At 71.4% G+C, this 16,360-nt stretch carries 19 protein-coding genes and 1 tRNA gene; 14 read left to right on the forward strand and 6 right to left on the reverse strand.

From position 1 onward, the window contains the following. Positions 1 to 253: 253 nt before the first annotated feature. The 9 genes from ACPFP2_RS12660 to ACPFP2_RS12700 all read left to right on the forward strand — a co-directional run bounded on the left by ACPFP2_RS12660 (position 254) and on the right by ACPFP2_RS12700 (position 7,192). Entirely contained in the window at positions 254 to 1,900 is a 1,647-nt protein-coding gene (locus ACPFP2_RS12660) for an FtsK/SpoIIIE domain-containing protein (RefSeq protein ID WP_424089168.1), read from the forward strand. After that, positions 1,897 to 2,208: a spread protein gene (locus tag ACPFP2_RS12665; protein WP_424089170.1), complete on the forward strand. Its 312-nt coding sequence runs from the start codon at positions 1,897 to 1,899 to the stop codon at positions 2,206 to 2,208. The genes ACPFP2_RS12660 and ACPFP2_RS12665 overlap by 4 nt, the downstream gene beginning before the upstream one ends. A 27-nt stretch (positions 2,209 to 2,235) precedes the next feature. After that, positions 2,236 to 2,424, forward strand: coding sequence for a hypothetical protein (locus ACPFP2_RS12670; RefSeq protein WP_424089172.1), 189 nt, complete (start codon positions 2,236 to 2,238; stop codon positions 2,422 to 2,424). Continuing rightward, entirely contained in the window at positions 2,421 to 2,693 is a 273-nt protein-coding gene (locus ACPFP2_RS12675) for a hypothetical protein (RefSeq protein ID WP_424089174.1), read from the forward strand. The genes ACPFP2_RS12670 and ACPFP2_RS12675 overlap by 4 nt, the downstream gene beginning before the upstream one ends. Beyond that, positions 2,680 to 3,426 carry a DUF2637 domain-containing protein gene (locus ACPFP2_RS12680; RefSeq protein WP_424089175.1) on the forward strand — a complete coding sequence of 249 codons (747 nt, stop codon included), beginning with the start codon at positions 2,680 to 2,682 and terminating at the stop codon, positions 3,424 to 3,426. The genes ACPFP2_RS12675 and ACPFP2_RS12680 overlap by 14 nt, the downstream gene beginning before the upstream one ends. Further along, on the forward strand, positions 3,423 to 3,863 hold the full coding sequence (locus ACPFP2_RS12685; protein ID WP_424089177.1) for a hypothetical protein: 441 nt from the start codon (positions 3,423 to 3,425) through the stop codon (positions 3,861 to 3,863). Before ACPFP2_RS12680 ends, ACPFP2_RS12685 begins: the two co-directional genes overlap by 4 nt. Positions 3,864 to 4,086: 223 nt before the next feature. Further along, complete coding sequence (locus ACPFP2_RS12690; RefSeq protein WP_424089179.1) at positions 4,087 to 5,823, forward strand: replication initiator; 1,737 nt, start codon at positions 4,087 to 4,089, stop codon at positions 5,821 to 5,823. Between the two features lie 11 nt (positions 5,824 to 5,834). Next, on the forward strand, positions 5,835 to 6,101 hold the full coding sequence (locus ACPFP2_RS12695) for a helix-turn-helix domain-containing protein (RefSeq protein WP_424089181.1): 267 nt from the start codon (positions 5,835 to 5,837) through the stop codon (positions 6,099 to 6,101). After that, positions 6,101 to 7,192 (forward strand): tyrosine-type recombinase/integrase, encoded by a 1,092-nt coding sequence (locus ACPFP2_RS12700; protein ID WP_424089183.1) that lies wholly within the window; start codon positions 6,101 to 6,103, stop codon positions 7,190 to 7,192. Before ACPFP2_RS12695 ends, ACPFP2_RS12700 begins: the two co-directional genes overlap by 1 nt. A 56-nt stretch (positions 7,193 to 7,248) precedes the next feature. Here ACPFP2_RS12700 and ACPFP2_RS12705 read toward each other — a convergent pair. Both ACPFP2_RS12705 and ACPFP2_RS12710 read right to left on the reverse strand, forming a co-directional pair. After that, positions 7,249 to 7,325 (reverse strand) — tRNA-Pro (locus ACPFP2_RS12705). 118 nt (positions 7,326 to 7,443) lie between these two features. After that, complete coding sequence (locus ACPFP2_RS12710; RefSeq protein ID WP_424089184.1) at positions 7,444 to 8,337, reverse strand: metallophosphoesterase; 894 nt, start codon at positions 8,335 to 8,337, stop codon at positions 7,444 to 7,446. A 25-nt stretch (positions 8,338 to 8,362) separates the two neighbouring features. Between ACPFP2_RS12710 and ACPFP2_RS12715 the strand changes: the two genes are divergently transcribed. Further along, entirely contained in the window at positions 8,363 to 8,818 is a 456-nt protein-coding gene (locus tag ACPFP2_RS12715) for a GatB/YqeY domain-containing protein (RefSeq protein WP_424089186.1), read from the forward strand. Positions 8,819 to 8,887: 69 nt separating this feature from the next. Here the strand turns inward: ACPFP2_RS12715 and ACPFP2_RS12720 are convergent, their stop codons facing one another. Next, entirely contained in the window at positions 8,888 to 11,341 is a 2,454-nt protein-coding gene (locus ACPFP2_RS12720; protein WP_424089188.1) for a penicillin-binding protein, read from the reverse strand. Positions 11,342 to 11,745: 404 nt separating this feature from the next. Between ACPFP2_RS12720 and ACPFP2_RS12725 the strand changes: the two genes are divergently transcribed. Further along, positions 11,746 to 12,063, forward strand: a complete 318-nt coding sequence (locus ACPFP2_RS12725; RefSeq protein WP_424089190.1) for a WhiB family transcriptional regulator — start codon at positions 11,746 to 11,748, stop codon at positions 12,061 to 12,063. 7 nt (positions 12,064 to 12,070) lie between these two features. Here the strand turns inward: ACPFP2_RS12725 and ACPFP2_RS12730 are convergent, their stop codons facing one another. Genes ACPFP2_RS12730 through ACPFP2_RS12740 form a run of 3 tightly spaced genes read right to left on the reverse strand, consistent with a single transcriptional unit; the run spans position 12,071 to position 14,856 of the window. Further along, on the reverse strand, positions 12,071 to 13,219 hold the full coding sequence (locus ACPFP2_RS12730) for an ArsA family ATPase (RefSeq protein WP_424089192.1): 1,149 nt from the start codon (positions 13,217 to 13,219) through the stop codon (positions 12,071 to 12,073). Positions 13,220 to 13,273: 54 nt separating this feature from the next. Further along, the gene (locus tag ACPFP2_RS12735; RefSeq protein ID WP_424089195.1) at positions 13,274 to 14,251 is read right to left on the reverse strand and encodes an ArsA family ATPase; all 978 of its coding nucleotides are present in this window, start codon (positions 14,249 to 14,251) and stop codon (positions 13,274 to 13,276) included. A 26-nt stretch (positions 14,252 to 14,277) separates the two neighbouring features. Continuing rightward, positions 14,278 to 14,856 (reverse strand): hypothetical protein, encoded by a 579-nt coding sequence (locus ACPFP2_RS12740; RefSeq protein ID WP_424089197.1) that lies wholly within the window; start codon positions 14,854 to 14,856, stop codon positions 14,278 to 14,280. A gap of 325 nt (positions 14,857 to 15,181) precedes the next feature. Between ACPFP2_RS12740 and ACPFP2_RS12745 the strand changes: the two genes are divergently transcribed. Genes ACPFP2_RS12745 through ACPFP2_RS12755 form a run of 3 tightly spaced genes read left to right on the forward strand, consistent with a single transcriptional unit; the run spans position 15,182 to position 16,334 of the window. Continuing rightward, on the forward strand, positions 15,182 to 15,664 hold the full coding sequence (locus ACPFP2_RS12745) for a hypothetical protein (RefSeq protein WP_424089199.1): 483 nt from the start codon (positions 15,182 to 15,184) through the stop codon (positions 15,662 to 15,664). Between the two features lie 47 nt (positions 15,665 to 15,711). Beyond that, positions 15,712 to 15,867: a DUF4177 domain-containing protein gene (locus ACPFP2_RS12750; protein WP_013289021.1), complete on the forward strand. Its 156-nt coding sequence runs from the start codon at positions 15,712 to 15,714 to the stop codon at positions 15,865 to 15,867. 5 nt (positions 15,868 to 15,872) lie between these two features. Then, complete coding sequence (locus ACPFP2_RS12755) at positions 15,873 to 16,334, forward strand: RidA family protein (protein WP_424089202.1); 462 nt, start codon at positions 15,873 to 15,875, stop codon at positions 16,332 to 16,334. Positions 16,335 to 16,360 lie beyond the last annotated feature (26 nt).

A 16,360-nucleotide genomic window follows, 5' to 3' on the forward strand; every position in this document is an offset into this window, starting at 1 on the left:
GCGCGGGGCGGCCCATGCCCTAGGAAAGCCGGCCGCCCCGCTGCCCGTCCGAAGTCCTCTCGGCCTGGAAGGGCAGGTCCATCATGCCAACTTCTCTGGACTGGTCGCGCTCTGGTGGCGCTGGCGAGTCCGCTCCCTGTGTGATCTGCGGGCGCCCGGCGATCTGCCGTAGTCCCGCTGGTAAGCCGGTGCACAAGGTCTGCGCGGAGGCGTGGACCGAGCAGCACCGCAGCAACCGTCAGGCGGTGGCGTGATGCGCGCTCCGCTGGTCAACTTCCGCCGTTTCCAGATCGCGGCCCCGTGGCCCCTGGTCTGGACGGCGACCGCTGTTCTGCTCCTGGTTCGCCTCGTCGTGGGCACCATCCGCCTGGTGCTGTTCGCCCTGCGGCACTGGCGGGCCTGGCCGGCCGTCGCCCTGGTCCTGCTCGCTGTCGACATCTACCGGGATCACGGCTGGTGGCCGCACGTCCTGGTCCTGCTCGTCCTCGCCGGCTCGGCCGCCGGCTGGTGGTGGCGGGGTCGGGAGTCCTTCCACCGCCTGGTCGTGCTGCGGGCCGTGTCCTGGTGGCGGCGGTTGTGGGTGTATCGGCGTCAGTGGCACGAGGTCATGTCCCTGTGCAGGCTGGTGAAGAAGTACGACGGCGGGGAGAAGGTCCCGACGCTGCTGTCGGTGCGCTGCACCTACGCCACCGATGAACTCGTGTTGCGGATGCCGCGCGGGCAGAACCCGGAGGTCTACCACAAGGCGGCTCGGGATCTGGCGTACTCGTTCGGCACCCGCCACTGCCGAGTCTTCTCCGGCCGCCGCCAAGCACCCCCGCCGCGCTCCGGCCGCCTCGCCTGGCTGCTGCGCCTGGTCGACCGGGTCCGGTTCCGTGACCGGCCCCGGCATGTCTGGCTCGTGTTCATCCGCCGCGACCCGCTCACCCGCATTGTCGCTCCGCTGCCCGTGCCCACCCGCCCGGACTTCACCGCCCTGCCGCTCGGCCTGCGGGAAGACCTCGCCGTCTACTGCCTACGGCTGCTCGCCACCCACGTGCTCATCGGTGGAGCGACCCGGATGGGCAAGGGCTCAGTGATCTGGTCGCTCATCCGCTCGCTTGCCGCTGGTATCCGCTCCGGCCTGGTGCGGGTGTGGGCCATCGATCCCAAGGGCGGGATGGAACTGGCGATCGGTCGGCCGTTGTTCTCCCGCTACGTCGATGACGACTGGTCCCGCATGGCCGACCTCCTAGACGACGCCGTAGCCCGGATGCGTGCCCGTCAGCAGATCCTGCGGGGCAAGGCACGGGTGCACACGCCGACGGTGGATGAGCCGCTGATCGTCGTCGTCATAGACGAGATCGCCGCCCTGCTGGCGTATCTGCCTGACAGCGAGATCCGCAACCGGATCGCGCAGTCGTTGGGGTTGCTGCTGTCGCAGGGCGCGGGCCTGGGTGTCCTGGTCGTGGCTGCCACCCAGGACCCCCGCAAGGAAGTCGTCTCCGTCCGGGACCTGTTCCCGACCCGCATCGCCCTGGGGCTGACCGAACGCGGCCACGTCGACCTGCTCCTCGGAGACGGCGCCCGCGACCGGGGAGCCCTGGCGGATCAGATCCCGCTGTCGGGCAAGGGCGTCGCCTACGTCCTCCTGGATGGTCAGCCCGAGCCCGCGCGGGTGCGGTTCTCCTTCATCTCCGACGACGTGATCCGAGAGATGGCCGCGACGTTCCCCGCCCCGGTCGAGACGCAGCCGGAGCCCGTGGTGGTGCCGGCGCAGTCCAAGCCCGTCCGGACCAACGGCAACGGCCGGCACACCTACCGGCCCACCGCGCCGAAGCAGGCCGCGCCGCTGCTGCCGCCGTCGCTGCTCAACGCCCTCGACCTCGACACCACCCCGAACGGAGGGGAGCCCCGATGACCGCTCAGAACCTGCCGGAGTCGGCTCCGGTCCCGATGCCCTACGCCGACGAGCCCGACGAGCTGACCGACCAGCCGCGCCGGTTCTACCGGCTGCGTGCCCCGCACGTCGACAAGGCATCCGTCCCGGTCACCGTCCGGGTCACCCCCGACGCCGACCTCTACCTCGCCGTCGGAGCCGGCCGGCGCCGCATGTACCTGACCCCAAACGAGGCGTGGGCGCTGTGGCGCTGCCTCTCCGAAGCCGTCGCCTCCACTGGCGAGCCGCCGGAGTGGATCCGCGTGCACGTCAAGCCCACCACCCGCTGACCCGCCTTCACCCGCTGGGAGCACCCGATGCGTACTCGTCGCCTGGCCCGCCGGCCGATCCGCCGCACCTGCCTCGACCTGCACCACACCGACCCCGACCAGACCTGCCCCTACTGCAACCCGGACACCCACGCCGACGCGATCCTCGCCGCCGCCCTCAACCGGCACGCCCAGCTCGCCGCCGAAGACGCCGAGATGTGGGGGTGGGCGGCATGAACCACCAACTCTGGTCGTGGCTGCTGATGGCCGTCGGCGTCACCGGCCTCTGGCTGGCCGGTAAGCGCTCCTGGACTGGCTGGGCCGTCGGGCTCGCCGCCCAGGTGCTGTGGCTGGCCTACTCCATCGTCACCGAACAGTGGGGATTCCTCGTCTCCTGCTTCGTCTACGGCGCGATCTACCTGCGCAACCTGCGCGCCTGGCTCCGCCCGGACCCCGCCCCGTCCGTCACGACCACGGCGGGGGTGAGTGCTCATGTCGACCATTGAGCCGGTCTCCTTCACGGAGCAGTTCGCCGCCGAGTACGCCCGCAACGCGGTCCCGACCATGCTCAAGGCCATCAGCGCGATCAAGCGGTACAACCGCTTCGTCCTGCTCGGCGCGCTGCTGACCAGCTACCTGCACCAGGCCCACTACCTGTGGACCCAGAACGCCGGCTACTTCGCCTACCTGGTGCCGCTGATCTTCGACGCCGCCATGGTGTCCATGCTCATCGTCGTCCGCACCCCGGGCATCGCCCGCGATGCCAAGCGCGGGGCCATGGTCGTCTTCGCCGCCGCCGCACTGCTGTCGGCCACCATCAACTTCGCCTCCCCCGGCAGCCTGGGCCTGCGCGTGGTCTTCGCCCTGGTCGTCGTCCTCGTCATCGGCGTCGAACTCGTCGCCGGACGCATCCGACCCGACTTCGCCGCCATCGAAGCCGAAGCCGCCGCCCTCCTCGCCGCCGCCCGCGACCTGGCCGACAAGAACGCGCCAGCCACCGAGGACACCGCACCCACCGACAGCTCCGCCCCGGTGCCGGCGGCAGAGCCGATCGACCTGGACCCGGCCGACCTGACCACCACCCCAGCCCCGGCTCCGCCCGTCCCCGCTTACGTCCCGCCGACCCCGACCCCGGCCCCGGTCTCGACGCCGGCTCCGGTGCGGTCGGCGCTCATCTCGTCCGTCGTCCAGTCCCCCCGCACCAACGGTCAGGTCTTCGCCTCGGAGGTGATCCGGTGACCCGCACCCAACTCGCCCGCCACAGCTCCACCCGCCACCGCTCCACCGTCCTGGTCCGCCGCATCGTCGGCGCCCCCGGAGAGGTCGCCGCCACGGTCGCCCTGGTTCGTGACTCCGGCCGCCTGCTGTCCATGACCCAGCCCCGCGAGGTTCCCGGCAGCGACCGGGTCACCGTGACGGTGCGGTTCCTCGACACCCACCTACCCGCCCCGGCCCCGGTACGCCGGCTGCGACGCGGCCACATCATCGCCGCCGCCACCGTCCCGGCCGTGGGCGCGCTGGTCGGGGTCGGCTACCTCGCCGCGCAGCTCGTCGACGAGGTCCGCTCCGCCGCCCCGCTGATCGCGGGCGTGGTCCTGGTCCTCGTCGTCCTCGCCCTCCTGCTCCGACGCAAGCCGGGCTGCACCGGCCTGCACTGCTCCGGCTGCCAGCACTGACCGCCATGACCACCGGTCGGCCCACCTACTGCGCCCGCTGCCGTAGGTGGGCCACCGCCCTCATCGAAGCCGGCCACCCCGGCACCGGCCACTACCGCGCCGAAACCGCCTGCGACCGGCATCAAGCCGCGGCAACCCGCTGGGCCAGCCACGCCGGCCCAACTCGCACCACCCCGCTCGCCCCGATCCAGCCCGTGTTGTTCGACCTTCCGGAGGTGACCCGATGACCGCACCCACCCTGCCCGGCCTCACCCCCGACACCCCACCCGCCGTCGTTCCGGCCACCGTCGACTCGCCGGCGCCCGGGTCCCGTGCTGCCCGCATGGCGTTGCCCATGTCGCGGCAGGTGCTCAAGGAGATGGCCGCCGAATACGGCGTCTGCCTCCACCCGGTCACCCTGCGCCGCACCGACCTGCACACCGGCCACACCGAAGTCATCGACCTGCCGTGCGGGTCGACCCGGGAAGACAAGTGCCCACCGTGCGCGAAGCGTGCTCGCCGGCTGCGGCAGACGCAGATCCGGGAGGGCTGGCACCGCGCCGACGAGCCGTCTCCGTTCGGTCCGCTCTGCGCCACCGAGGAGCAGCGGGAGTTGGTGATGCTGCGCGCGCATCTGGAGTTCGCCCGCGACGAGGCCCAACGCTCTGCGCAGTTCGACCAGGTTCCCGGCATCGACCAAGCCATCAGCGAGGTAGAGGAAGCCATCGCCGCCGAAGGGCTGCGCGGGCAGGTCGCCCCACCCCACGAAAGCGAGGAAGACGACAACCCCGGTGGGCGCCGCAAGCGGTCCACCCGCCGCCGACAGGACGCGCCCGACCTGCCGCGCAAGAAGGTCGAACCGCGCACGGTCGGGAAGGTCTACGTCGCGCCGGACGGCACCGAGCATCGGCCGTCGATGTGGCTGACGCTCACCCTCGACTCCTACGGCCGCGTCCACCCGGACGGCACCCCCGTCGACCCCACCACCTACGACTACCGGCGGGCCGCCTGGGACGCCGTGCACTTCGCCCGGCTGCTCGACCGGTTCTGGCAAAACCTCCGGCGGTGTGTCGGCTGGAACGTCCAATACGCCGGCTGCGTCGAGCCCCAGCGCCGGTTGGCGCCGCACGCGCACTTCGCGATCCGGGGAACGATCCCTCGGGCGGTGCTGCGGCAGGTCGCCGCCGCGACCTATCACCAGGTGTGGTGGCCCCCGGCCGACGAACCGGTGTACTCCCTCGACCGGCTTCCCGTCTGGGACGGCCGCCGTAGTGAGTGGGTCGACCCCGACACCCAGCAGCCGCTGACCTCGTGGGCTGACGCCCTGGACGCCATCGACACCGACCCCGACGCCGAACCCGTCCACGTCGTCCGCTTCGGCGTCCAGCTGCGCGCCGAGGGCGTCACCCCCGGGACGGTCCACGCCAACCGCACGATCGGCTACATCACGAAGTACATCACCAAGTCCGCCGCCGACTGCCACAAGACCGGCACCGACCGCCAACGCGACCACCTCGACCGGCTCTGGCACCAACTGCGAGTCACGCCGTGCAACGACCGCTGCGCCAACTGGCTGCTCTACGGCATCCAACCCAAGAAGGCCCACGGGCGCCTGCAAGCCGGCCGGTGCAAGGGCAAGGTCCACCAACGCGCCACCCTCGGCATCGGCGGCCGACGCATCCTCGTCTCGCGTGACTGGTCCGGCAAGACCCTCGCTGACCACCGGGCCGACGCCCGGGCTTGGGTACGCCGACTCCTGGGCGTCAGCAACGGCGCGGACGACGCCGAGCCCGTCGACCAGCAGGCCCCGCCCGCGTACGCGTGGGAACTCGCCCGGCCCGACGACGCCGACGTGCCACCCCTGCAACACCGGCTCCTACGCGCCCTGTCCCAACGGGCGCAGTGGAAAGCCGCGCTCCTGGCCGCGAGAGATCGCGCCGCCACCACCGCCCCAACCACCGTCGACCGCCCCACGTCCTGACCGGAGGAACCATGGAACGCGCCACCATCCCCACCACCACCCGCCCGGACCTGCCCGGCCGGATCATGCGCAACGGCGACAGCCGGGCCGTCTACTCCGTCCGCGAGGTCGCCCGCCTGCTCTCCCTCTCCCTGGGCAGCACCTACGCCCTGGTCCGCGAGGGCGAGATACCCGCCCGCAAGCTCGGCGGACGCTGGGTCATCCCCAAGAAGCGATTCCACGACTGGCTCAACGAGGCCACCGAGCAGGACAACCGCGCTCCGGAGGGGTGGGCCTGATGGGCTTCGTTCGGAAGACTCCAGCTGGTCGCCACCGGGCGTGCTGGCGTGATCCGGCTGGTCAGCAGCGGTCGAAGACGTTCCGCACGAAGAAGGAGGCCAACGCCTTTCTGGCGGAGGTGGAGTCGGCGCTGAACCGCGGGACGTACGTCGCTCCCGACGCCGGCCGGCTCCGCTTCGCTGACTACGCGCAACGCTGGCTGAGTAACCGCAACGACGAGAAGGCGACCGCTGCCCGCGATGCCTCCATCATGCGCAACCACGTCGTACCGAGGTGGGGTGCGGTGCCGCTGGCGAAGATCGAGCACTCGGCCGTGCAGGAATGGGTGACCAGGCTGGGGGAACGGTTGTCACCGGCCACCGTCCGCGAGTGCTACCGGCTCACCTCCGGGGTCCTCCGGTCGGCGGTCCGGGACCGGCTCATCGGCTTCAACCCCTGCGAGGGCGTCCGCCTCCCACCTCGGCGCCGCATGGATACTGACGAGCTGGTCATCTCCCGGTCGGACCTGTTCGACCGGCTTCTCCCTGTCGTCCCGGACCGGTATCGCGCCCTGGTCGCCGTCGCGGCCGGCACCGGCCTGCGCTGGGGAGAGTGCGCCGGGCTGCGCTGGGATGCCGTCGACCTGGCCGCGAGCGTCCTCCGCGTGGTGCGGGTCGCCGAGGAGGTGTCCGGGCACGTCACGCTCAAGCCGTACCCGAAGTCACGAGCCGGCCGGCGAACCGTGCCGCTGCCCCCGTTCGTCGTCCAGGCGCTGACCGACCACCGGCAGACCTTCGAAACGGGCACTGACGGTCTGATCTTCGTCGCCCGGACCGGCGAACCGCTCAAGCGGGGCACCTTCCGGGCGCGCGTCTGGAAGCCCTCGCTGCAACGCGCCGGCCTGCCCCTTGCGCTCCGGTTCCACGACCTACGGCATTCGTACGCCACATGGCTCGTCTCCGACGGCGTACCGATCAACGACGTAGCCAAGGTGATGGGACACGAGCAGACATCCACGACCTTGGACCGCTACACGCATTCGACCCGGGACCGGGATCGCAGGGTGCTCGCGTCGTTCGCTGCCTTCTCGCTGCCTCTGCCGGAGCAGTGATCGGCGGAAACGAATCAAGGCCCCTCCGTGGAGGGGCCTTGACCTTTGCTTACCTCTGGTCGGGGTGGCCGGATTCGAACCGACGACCTCTTCGTCCCGAACGAAGCGCGCTACCAAGCTGCGCCACACCCCGAGGCGTGCTGAGAAATAGTAGCCCACCCGCTCCGATGGTCAAACTCGGTACCCCCTTGGACGCCGCGCCGGCCCGGCGTCCAAGGGGGTACCGGCCGGGCGGACGCGGCGCGCGCAGGTCAGCGGGGGATGAGGGTGAGCACGCTCGCCTCCGGCGGGCAGGCGAACCGCACCGGGGCGGTGGGGTGGGTGCCCAGGCCGGCGGAGACGTGCAGCCAGGAGTCGGAGCCGGGCCAGCGGTGCAGGCCCTTGGCCATCGACCGGGGCAGCCCGCAGTTCGTCACCAGGGCGCCGTAGCCGGGCACGCAGACCTGGCCGCCGTGGGTGTGCCCGGCCAGCAGCAGACCGAAGCCGTCGGCGGCCATCTGGTCGAGCACGGCCGGTTCGGGGGAGTGGGCGATGGCGATGGAGAGGTCGGCGGCGGCGGAGACGGGCCCGGCGACGGAGGGGTAGTCGTCCCGCTCGATGTGCGGGTCGTCGACCCCGACCAGCTCGACCAGCCGGCCACCGGCCTTGAGCGTGGTACGGGCGTTGTTGAGGTCCACCCAGCCGGCTCCGACGAAGACGTCGCGCAGTTCCTCGTAGGGCAGCTCGACGCCCTCGGCGTACTCGCGGTCGGGCAGGAAGTAGCTGAACGGGTTCTTCAGGACGGGGCCGGTGTAGTCGTTGGAGCCGAAGACGAAGGCACCGGGTAGGTCGAGCAGCGGTTGCAGCGCCCGCAGCACGCCCGGGACGGCGGCGGGGTGGGCCATGTTGTCCCCGGTCACCACGACCAGGTCCGGGTCGAGGGCGGCGAGCGACGCCACCCACTGCTGCTTGCGCTGCTGGTCGGGCATCATGTGCAGGTCCGACAGGTGCAGCACGCGCAGCGGCTCCGCGTCGGTCGGGAGCACCGGCACGTCGTACCGGCGCAGGGTGAACATGTTGCGCTCGATGAGCGACGCGTACGCCAGGGTGGCCGCTCCGGCGGCGATGGTCCCGGCGGCGAGCCGGAATAGTGTGCGCTTTCGCATGGCGTTCAGGGTAGTTTGACCGACCATGAGCACGCTGAAGGACCGCCTCACCGCCGACATGCGCGCCGCCCTCAAGGCGCGCGACGAGCTGACCACCTCCACGCTGCGGATGGCGCTCGCCGCCGTCGGCACCGCCGAGGTCGCCGGCAAGGCCAAGCGCGAGCTCACCGACGACGAGGTGCTCGCGGTGCTGACCAAGGAGGCGAAGAAGCGGCGTGAGGCCGCGACCGCCTTCTCCGACGCCGGCCGCGCCGAGCAGGCCGCGAAGGAGACCGCCGAGGGTGACGTGCTGGAGCGCTACCTGCCGAAGCAGCTCTCCGACTCCGAGCTGGCCGAGCTGGTCTCGGGGGCGCTCGCCACGGGCGGCTTCACCGGCAAGGCGCAGATGGGCCTGGCGATGAAGGCGGCCCAGGCCGCGGTGGCCGGCCGGGCCGAGGGGGGCCGGGTCGCCGCCGAGGTACGCCGGCAGCTCGGTCTCTGACCTTCCCGGGTACGCGAAACGGGCGGGCACCCTCAGGGGTGCCCGCCCGTCCTGCTTGTGCCGGGTGTGTCAGCCGCGGCCCGGGGGCCGGCCCGGTCGGGTGGGGCTCGTCGGCGTGGTGCCGCCGGGGCCGGCGGTGGGGCCGCCCGGCGTGGCGGGTGAGCCGCCACCGGCGCTGATCTGGATGGTGACCACGCCACCCTTGATCGTCCGACCGTCGGGGCTGGTGCCGGCGGCGGTGCCGGCCGGGCAGCTCGACGGGACCTTGACGTCGGAGACGACGGCCTCGAAACCGGCGCCCTTGATCCGGCTCTTCGCGGTGTTCACGTCCTGGCAGGTGACGCTCGGGATGGAGCGCTGGTCACCCTCGGAGATCTTCTTGCCGGGCGGCTCGAAGTTGATCCGCTCCTTGCCCTTCATGGCGTCGCGCAGCGTCTCGATGACCGGCGGGTTGATGCCGTCGGGCTGGTTGTGCTTCATCTTGACGTTGGTCTGCGGCCAGTCCGGGTCGGCCATGATGCCGGCCACCGCGTACTGCTTGGTCATCGCGACGAGGGCGGCGGTCTTCTCGGAGTCGGTGGTGCCGGACTTGCCGGCCACCGGCGCCTTGACGACCTGCTTCACCTGACGGGCGGTACGGCTGCCGCCACACTTGCTGGTGGAGGAGTCGTCGCCGACCGGGCAGCGGGCGGCGTCCACGGCGGCCCGGGCCACCTCGGTGCTCAGCCGCTTCTCGCAGCGCGGGTTGGCGATGTCGAGCTTGTTGCCCTCCGGGTCCCGGATCTCCTGCACCGGGATCGGCTCGCAGTACTTGCCGTCGGCGGCGAGGGTGGCGTACGCGTTCGCCAGCTCCAGCGGGGTGGTCTGCGAGACGCCCAGGGTGAACGCGCCCCACTGGTGGGCGTAGTCCTTGGTGCTGGCGAACTTGGCGTCGTTGCTGGCCCGGAACTGGATGCCGAGCCGCCGCGCCACGTCGACGACGTTCTCCGCCCCGACCTGCTGCTGGAGCGGGACGAAGTAGGTGTTGGTCGACTGGGCGAAGGCGCTCCACATGGTCTGCACGCCACCGGCCTTGCCGCCGGCGTTCTTCGGGCAGTAGAAGTGCGTGCCCGGGCAGGCGGCCGGCGAGCTGCTGTCGATGATGTATTCCGACTTGAACGTCTGCTGCGCGTTGATGGTGTAGCTGAGCGGGATGCCCTTCTCCAGGGCGGCCACGATCGTGAAGATCTTGAAGGTCGAGCCGGCCTGGTAGCCGGTGATGCCCTGGCCGCCGGTGAGCAGCGGGTTCACCGTGGCCGGGTAGTTGCCCCGGATCTTCTTCTTGGCCTTGGCCGGGTCGCTGGAGATCTTGTTCTTCGGGTTCCTCGGGTCGTCGAGCCTGAACTGACGGTTCACCGCGAGCGCCCGGACCCGGCCGGTGCCCGGCTCCACCACGGCCACCATGGCGGCCTCCTTGGCGCTCTCCTTCTTCGCCTTGCGGACCGCCTTGTCCGCGCCGCGCTGCGCCTGCGCGTCGAGGGTGGTGACGACGGTGTAGCCGCCGCTCTTCAGCCGCCGCTCCCGGTCGTACGAGGTCGAGCCGAAGGTCTCCTGCTGCAGCCACCAGCGGTAGAAGTAGTCGCAGAAGAAGCCCCAGCCCTTCTCGTTGGTGGAGACGCAGCCGTTGGGCGTGCGCTTGTCCTTCACCACGAGCTTGGTGGCCTTGGCGGCGTCCGCCTCCTGCCGGCTGATCTTGCCGATCTTGACCATGTTCTCGATGACGTAGTTGCGCCGGTCGAGCGCGAGCGGGTACCCGCTGCGGGTGGTCGGGTCGTTGGTGGTCGGCGCCTTGACCATGCCGGCCAGCAGCGCCGCCTCCTCCAGCTTCAGCTTGCTCGGCGGCTTGCCGAAGTAGACCTGGCTGGCCGCGTAGATGCCGTAGGCGCCGTTGCCGAAGGAGGCGATGTTCAGGTAGCGCCGCAGGATCTCGTCCTTGGGGAACTCCTTGTCGATCTGGATGGCGTACCGCATCTCGCGCAGCTTGCGGGCGCTGGTGTCCTCGGTCGCGGCGACCACGTCGGCGGGGTGGGTCGCCGAGTAGGCGATGGCCAGCCGGACGTACTGCATGGTCAGGGTGGAGGCGCCCTGCTGCGAGTTGGTGCCGGACTGGTTGTTGACGAAGGCGCGGGCGACGCCGTTGAGGTCGACCCCGTTGTGCTTGTAGAAGTCGTGGTCCTCGGCGGCGATGATGGCGTCCCGCATGACGGGGGCGATGTCTTCCAGCTTCACGTCGCGACGGTTCTCGTCGTACATGGTCGCCAGCGGTGTCTTGCCGTCCGAGGCGAGCAGGTAGCTGATCTGTGGCGCGCGGGCCACGGTCAGCTCCTTCGGCAGCGCGCCGAAGGTCTCCGCGCCGGCCTTCGCGGCCAGTCCGGACATCGCCACCGCGGGGAAGGCCGCCGCCGCGACCACCACGCCGGCCAGCAGGCCACAGATCAGCAGCGATGCGGCATTGGTGAAGACATTGTGGTCACGTTTCCGCATCCAGGTCACCTCGACAGGGTACGCGAGCAGGGAACGAGGGTCGCTGGGGCGTTCTTTCCCCATTTCCTGCGCGCGCGACCCTCGTTGTGCTAAACGCACGACCCCCGGTGCGTGGTTGCGTGTGACCGCCGCCGAGTCTCCACCCGATCGGTGGAGCGGCGCAGCGTTTTCACCTACTCGGGCCGGGTATGCGGCGAGCGAAGGCCCGGGAAGCCGGGAGTGTCCGGAATGATGGATTTCGCCGACAACGTTGCGTAATCAGGCGACTACAGAGCATGATGGTGGCGGCGACATGGCCACACGTCGTCCGTGCCTCCTTGGGGAAGGAACGGGCCGGACGACCGGGGGGAATCGACGGCTGGTCGCACGAGGTCGGTAGGTACTGCAAGGGGGGACGTGTACAGATGGGCATGATCACTGACTGGCCGTCACTGGCGGCATGTCAGAACGGGGACCCGGACGCGTTGTTCGTACAGGGCGCCGAACAGAACGTGGCGAAGAGGATCTGCCGGAGCTGCCCAGTTCGGTACGAGTGCCTGGCCGACGCGCTCGACAACCGGATCGAGTTCGGGGTGTGGGGTGGCATGACCGAACGCGAACGCCGGGCGTTGCTGCGCCGTCACCCGCAGGTGACGAGCTGGCGCAAGATGTTCGAGGCCGCGATGAAGAAGAACGCCAAGGACAAGACCGGCAAGGACAAGGTCCTGGTAACCGCCGGCTGACGCCCGGTCACGGCCGGCTGATCGCCGCGCCGATCGTCCGCAGCCCGTCGACGTCGTGCACGTCGGCGGGCTGCGCCGTCACCGACACCGCCGGCACCGTCGGGAACGCCTCGGTGAACCGGGCCGCCACCTGCTGCTCGCGTGCCGCCTGCCGGGCCAGCGCGGCGTGTGCCCGCAGCACGTCGACGGTGGCGGCGTGCCCGCCCAGCTCCGCCAGCCGGTCCGCCGCGGCCAGGCTCTCGGCCGCGTCCAGCCGCACCGCCGGGCGGTGCACCCGGTTGAGCACCAGCCCGGCCAGCGGCATCCGCTCCTCGCGCAGCCGCCCGGCGAAGTACGCCGCCTCCCGGACCGCGTCCGACTCCGGTGCCGCGACCAGCAGGAACGCCGTCTCGCGGGCCTGCAGGATCCGGTACGTCTGCTCCGCGCGCTGACGGAAGCCGCCGAACATCGAGTCCAGCGCGGCGACGAAGCCGGACAGGTCGGTCAGCAGTTGGGCGCCGAGCACCTTCTGCACCACCTTCGAGAACATCCCGAAACTGGCGGTCACGAAGCTGAACATGCTCCGCCCGCCGGTGCGTGCCGGCGCGAGCAGCAGCCGCAGCATCCGACCGTCGAGGAACCGGGAGAGCCGGGCCGGGGCGTCCAGGAAGTCCAGCGCGGAGCGCGACGGCGGGGTGTCCACCACGATCAGGTCCCACTCGCCGCGGGCGTGCAGCTGGCCGAGCTTCTCCATCGCCATGTACTCCTGCGTGCCGGCGAAGGTCGAACTCATGGCCTGGTAGAACGGGTTCGCGAAGATCTCCGCCGCCTTCGCCGGATCGGTGTGCTGGAGCACCACGTCGTCGAAGGTGCGCTTCATGTCCAGCATCATGGCGTGCAGCTCACCGCCGCTGGCCTCGACCTCGATCCCCTTGACCTGGCGCGGGGTGTTGTCCAGCTCGGTCAGGCCGAGCGACTGGGCCAGCCGGCGGGCCGGGTCGATGGTGAGCACCACCGTCCGCCGGCCGTGCCGCTCGGCCGCCCGCAGCGCGAGCGCCGCCGCCGTGGTGGTCTTGCCCACCCCGCCGGCCCCACAGCACACGACGATCCGCACACCGGGGTCGGCGAGGATCTGGTCGACGTCCAGCCGTGGCGCCGCGTCTTCGGAAGGCACCAATCGAGCGTATCGGGCCGCTGCCGTCCGTGCGCCCGAGCCGACGTCAGGTGTGAGTCAATCGGCCCGACCGAGCAGCTCGGCCAGCCTCGCCAGCCCGGCCCGGTCCACCCCGTCGGGCAGCAGCGGCAGCTCGGTCATGGGCAGGCCCAGCTCCACCAGGTCGGCCCGGAGCGAGTCCTCCAGCTCCCGGCGGACCTGCTGGTCGCGCGCCTCCCCGGCCAGCCCGGCGACGGTCGCCCGGTCGGCGGGCAGCCCGGCGGCGAGCAGCCCCCGCCTCAGCTCCGCCTGGGTCACCTCACGCCCCGCCGGCACCGGCGGCCGGGCGCCGTTGACGATCACCCGTCCCACCGGAAATCCGAGCTGGGTCAGCTCGGCGATCGCGTCGACCGTCTCCTGGACCGGCATCTCCTCCAGCAGGGTCACCACGTGCACCGCGGTCATCGGGGAGCGCAGCAGGGCGGAGACGCCCTCGCTCTGGGTCTTGATCGGGCCCACCTTCGCCAGCCGGGCCGTCTCCGCGGTGACGTTGAGGAAGCGGCCGATCCGCCCGGTCGGTGGCGCGTCCAGCACCACCGCGTCGTACGTGCGGCGCTGGCCGCTGGTGCGGGTGGTCGCCTCCTTCACCTTGCCGGTGAGCAGCACGTCGCGCAGCCCGGGGGCGATGGTGGTGGCGAAGTCGATCGCGCCGAGCTTGCGCAGCGCCCGCCCGGCCGCCCCGAGCTTGTAGAACATGTCGAGGTACTCCAGCAGCGCCTCCTCGGCGTCCACCGCCAGGGCGCGCACCTCGCCGCCGCCGGGGGCGTCGGTCAGGTGGCGTTCCTCGTACGGCAGCGGTTCGGTGCCGAAGAGCTGCGCGATGCCCTGCCGCCCCTCCACCTCGACGAGCAGGGTGCGTCGCCCGCCGGTGGCCAGGGCCAGCGCCAGGGCCGCCGCCACGCTCGTCTTGCCCGTGCCGCCCTTGCCGGTGACCACGTGCAGGCGGGAGGGCCATCCGGTGCCGGCCGGTTCGGCCGGGGGGTCAGCAGCTCGCACCCGTCGAGCCTATCCACCCGTCGGCGTCAGGCGACCTCGCAGACCCGCCAACCCGCCTTCCGTACGACGGTGAAGCGCAACGCCTGCTCGGCGATCTTCTCGTCGGCGGTGGTCATGGTGACCTTCGCGCTGACCGTGGCGCGGTCGCCGTTCTGGCTGTCCACCGTCGGGGTGGCCCACCGGAAGCGCGGGCTGGCGTACTCGGCGGCGTACCGGTCCACCTCGGCGACCTTGGCGGCGATCTTCTCCGGGTCCCGCGACGCCGCACAGACGAGGTCGGTCGCCTTCCTCGCGTCCCGCTCCCGGTAGACGGCGCTGAGGAAGTCGTCCACCGCCGCGGCCGGCTCCTTCGCGCCCGTACCCTCCTCGGTGTCCCGCAGCGCCAGGTAGGCGGCCGTGCCACCGCCGCCGCACAGCAGGATCGCCGCGACGAGGGTGAGCGTGGCGACGAGCATGCTGGGCCTGCGCCCTCCCGTCGGGGACCGGTAGGCCGGGTACGCCGGTGACGGGGTGACGCCCCCGGGCGACGACGTGCCCGGGGAGACCGGGCCGGGAGGCGGGGAGCTGGGCGATCCGGTCGCACCGTCGGTCGGCGGTTGGGTCATGTGGTCCCCCGGGGGATGGGCGTCCTCGCCGCCCCTGGCGCGGACGCGGGTTCGGGCACGCGGGCGACCCCTGATCGCCCGTCCGAGGCGAAGGGTAGCGGTCGATGGATGATTTGTGACCAACCGCTCACGAGACGCGCTTCCACGCGGTCACGTTCCGGACCGGCGATGTGTCGCATATGTGACTCGACGTGATCAGGTGTGCGCGTCCCGTTGTGACCCTCCGGTGATCGGTCCTACTTTCGTGCCGTCGCGGGGGAGCGGGTCGGACAGCGGGTCCGGTCCGGACGGCGGTCAGATCACGTACGAGGCCCGGAGGCAGTGCATGCGCGACGCGGACAACATCGCTCGAGCCCAGTTCCCGCCCGGTGGCGGGGCCGGACGGGTCGGCGCCCGGGGCGACGCGGACGGGTCGAACGGCGGGCTGCCGATCAACGAGCGGTCGTACCGGCGGTCCGTCGAACCCAACGAGGTGCTGCGCATCCTGAACCACTCCGGCGACCGCGGCCGGGACGAGGAGGAGCCCGGCTACGTCATCCACCTGCCGATCCGGGTCGCCGACCTCGCCGCGGCGACCGCGCTGGCCGGCACGGTGGCGACCTCGCTCGGTTTCCTAGCCGAGCTGGACGCGGGAGAGACGACCGTCTCCACCGCCGACGACCAGAACAACCGGCACCGGGTCTTCTGCGATCTGCTGCTGCCGGACCGGTCCCGCTGCCCCCAGCCGTACGACCACGAGGGCCCCTGCGGCGAGTCGCCGGTCGCGCCGGAGCAGCGTCCCGCGCCCCGGCCGTCGTCCGGACCGTAGGCTGTGTCCGGTAACACGTCCACGCCAGGCAAGGGAGCCCTCCACCGATGCAGAAGTGGGAATACGCCACGGTCCCGCTGCTGGTCCACGCGACCAAGCAGATCCTCGACAACTGGGGCGAGGACGGCTGGGAGCTCGTCTCCGTGGTGCCCGGCCCGAACCCGGAGCAGCTCGTCGCCTACCTGAAGCGTCCGAAGGGCTGAGCTGCATGAGCAACGGACCGCACGCGAAGCTCGCGGAACTCGGCCTGACCCTGCCCGAGGTCGCGCCGCCGGTGGCCAGCTACGTCCCGGCGGTGCAGTCCGGCCAGCACGTGTACGTCTCCGGTCAGCTGCCGATGGCCGAGGGCAAGCTGCTCGCCACCGGCAAGGTCGGCGCCGGGATCTCCGCCGAGCAGGCCAAGGATCTCGCCGAGCGGTGCGCGTTGAACGCCCTGGCGGCGGTCGACGCGCTGGTCGGCCTGGAGAACGTCGTCAAGATCGTCAAGCTGACCGGGTTCGTGGCGAGCGCGCCCGGGTTCACCGGTCAGCCCGGCGTGATCAACGGCGCCTCCGACCTCTTCGGCGCGGTCTTCGGCGAGGCCGGCCGACACGCCCGCGCCGCGGTCGGCGTCGCCGAGCTGCCGCTCGACGCCCCGGTCGAGGTCGACGTGATCGTCGAGGTCGCCTGACCCTCCCCCACCCCCGCGATCTTGCA

The organism is Micromonospora citrea (genome assembly GCF_049629545.1).
Classification (GTDB): Bacteria; Actinomycetota; Actinomycetes; order Mycobacteriales; family Micromonosporaceae; genus Micromonospora; species Micromonospora citrea_A.

Excerpts from the sequence above, each read along its gene's own strand:
- ACPFP2_RS12660 (WP_424089168.1), top strand. The coding sequence starts at position 254 with ATGCGCGCTCCGCTGGTCAACTTCCGCCGTTTCCAGATCGCGGCCCCG.
- ACPFP2_RS12665 (WP_424089170.1), top strand. The coding sequence starts at position 1,897 with ATGACCGCTCAGAACCTGCCGGAGTCGGCTCCGGTCCCGATGCCCTAC.
- ACPFP2_RS12670 (WP_424089172.1), top strand. The coding sequence starts at position 2,236 with ATGCGTACTCGTCGCCTGGCCCGCCGGCCGATCCGCCGCACCTGCCTC.
- ACPFP2_RS12675 (WP_424089174.1), top strand. The coding sequence starts at position 2,421 with ATGAACCACCAACTCTGGTCGTGGCTGCTGATGGCCGTCGGCGTCACC.
- ACPFP2_RS12680 (WP_424089175.1), top strand. The coding sequence starts at position 2,680 with ATGTCGACCATTGAGCCGGTCTCCTTCACGGAGCAGTTCGCCGCCGAG.
- ACPFP2_RS12690 (WP_424089179.1), top strand. The coding sequence starts at position 4,087 with ATGACCGCACCCACCCTGCCCGGCCTCACCCCCGACACCCCACCCGCC.
- ACPFP2_RS12695 (WP_424089181.1), top strand. The coding sequence starts at position 5,835 with ATGGAACGCGCCACCATCCCCACCACCACCCGCCCGGACCTGCCCGGC.
- ACPFP2_RS12700 (WP_424089183.1), top strand. The coding sequence starts at position 6,101 with ATGGGCTTCGTTCGGAAGACTCCAGCTGGTCGCCACCGGGCGTGCTGG.
- ACPFP2_RS12710 (WP_424089184.1), bottom strand. The coding sequence starts at position 8,337 with ATGCGAAAGCGCACACTATTCCGGCTCGCCGCCGGGACCATCGCCGCC.
- ACPFP2_RS12715 (WP_424089186.1), top strand. The coding sequence starts at position 8,363 with ATGAGCACGCTGAAGGACCGCCTCACCGCCGACATGCGCGCCGCCCTC.
- ACPFP2_RS12720 (WP_424089188.1), bottom strand. The coding sequence starts at position 11,341 with ATGCGGAAACGTGACCACAATGTCTTCACCAATGCCGCATCGCTGCTG.
- ACPFP2_RS12725 (WP_424089190.1), top strand. The coding sequence starts at position 11,746 with ATGGGCATGATCACTGACTGGCCGTCACTGGCGGCATGTCAGAACGGG.
- ACPFP2_RS12740 (WP_424089197.1), bottom strand. The coding sequence starts at position 14,856 with ATGACCCAACCGCCGACCGACGGTGCGACCGGATCGCCCAGCTCCCCG.
- ACPFP2_RS12745 (WP_424089199.1), top strand. The coding sequence starts at position 15,182 with ATGCGCGACGCGGACAACATCGCTCGAGCCCAGTTCCCGCCCGGTGGC.
- ACPFP2_RS12750 (WP_013289021.1), top strand. The coding sequence starts at position 15,712 with ATGCAGAAGTGGGAATACGCCACGGTCCCGCTGCTGGTCCACGCGACC.
- ACPFP2_RS12755 (WP_424089202.1), top strand. The coding sequence starts at position 15,873 with ATGAGCAACGGACCGCACGCGAAGCTCGCGGAACTCGGCCTGACCCTG.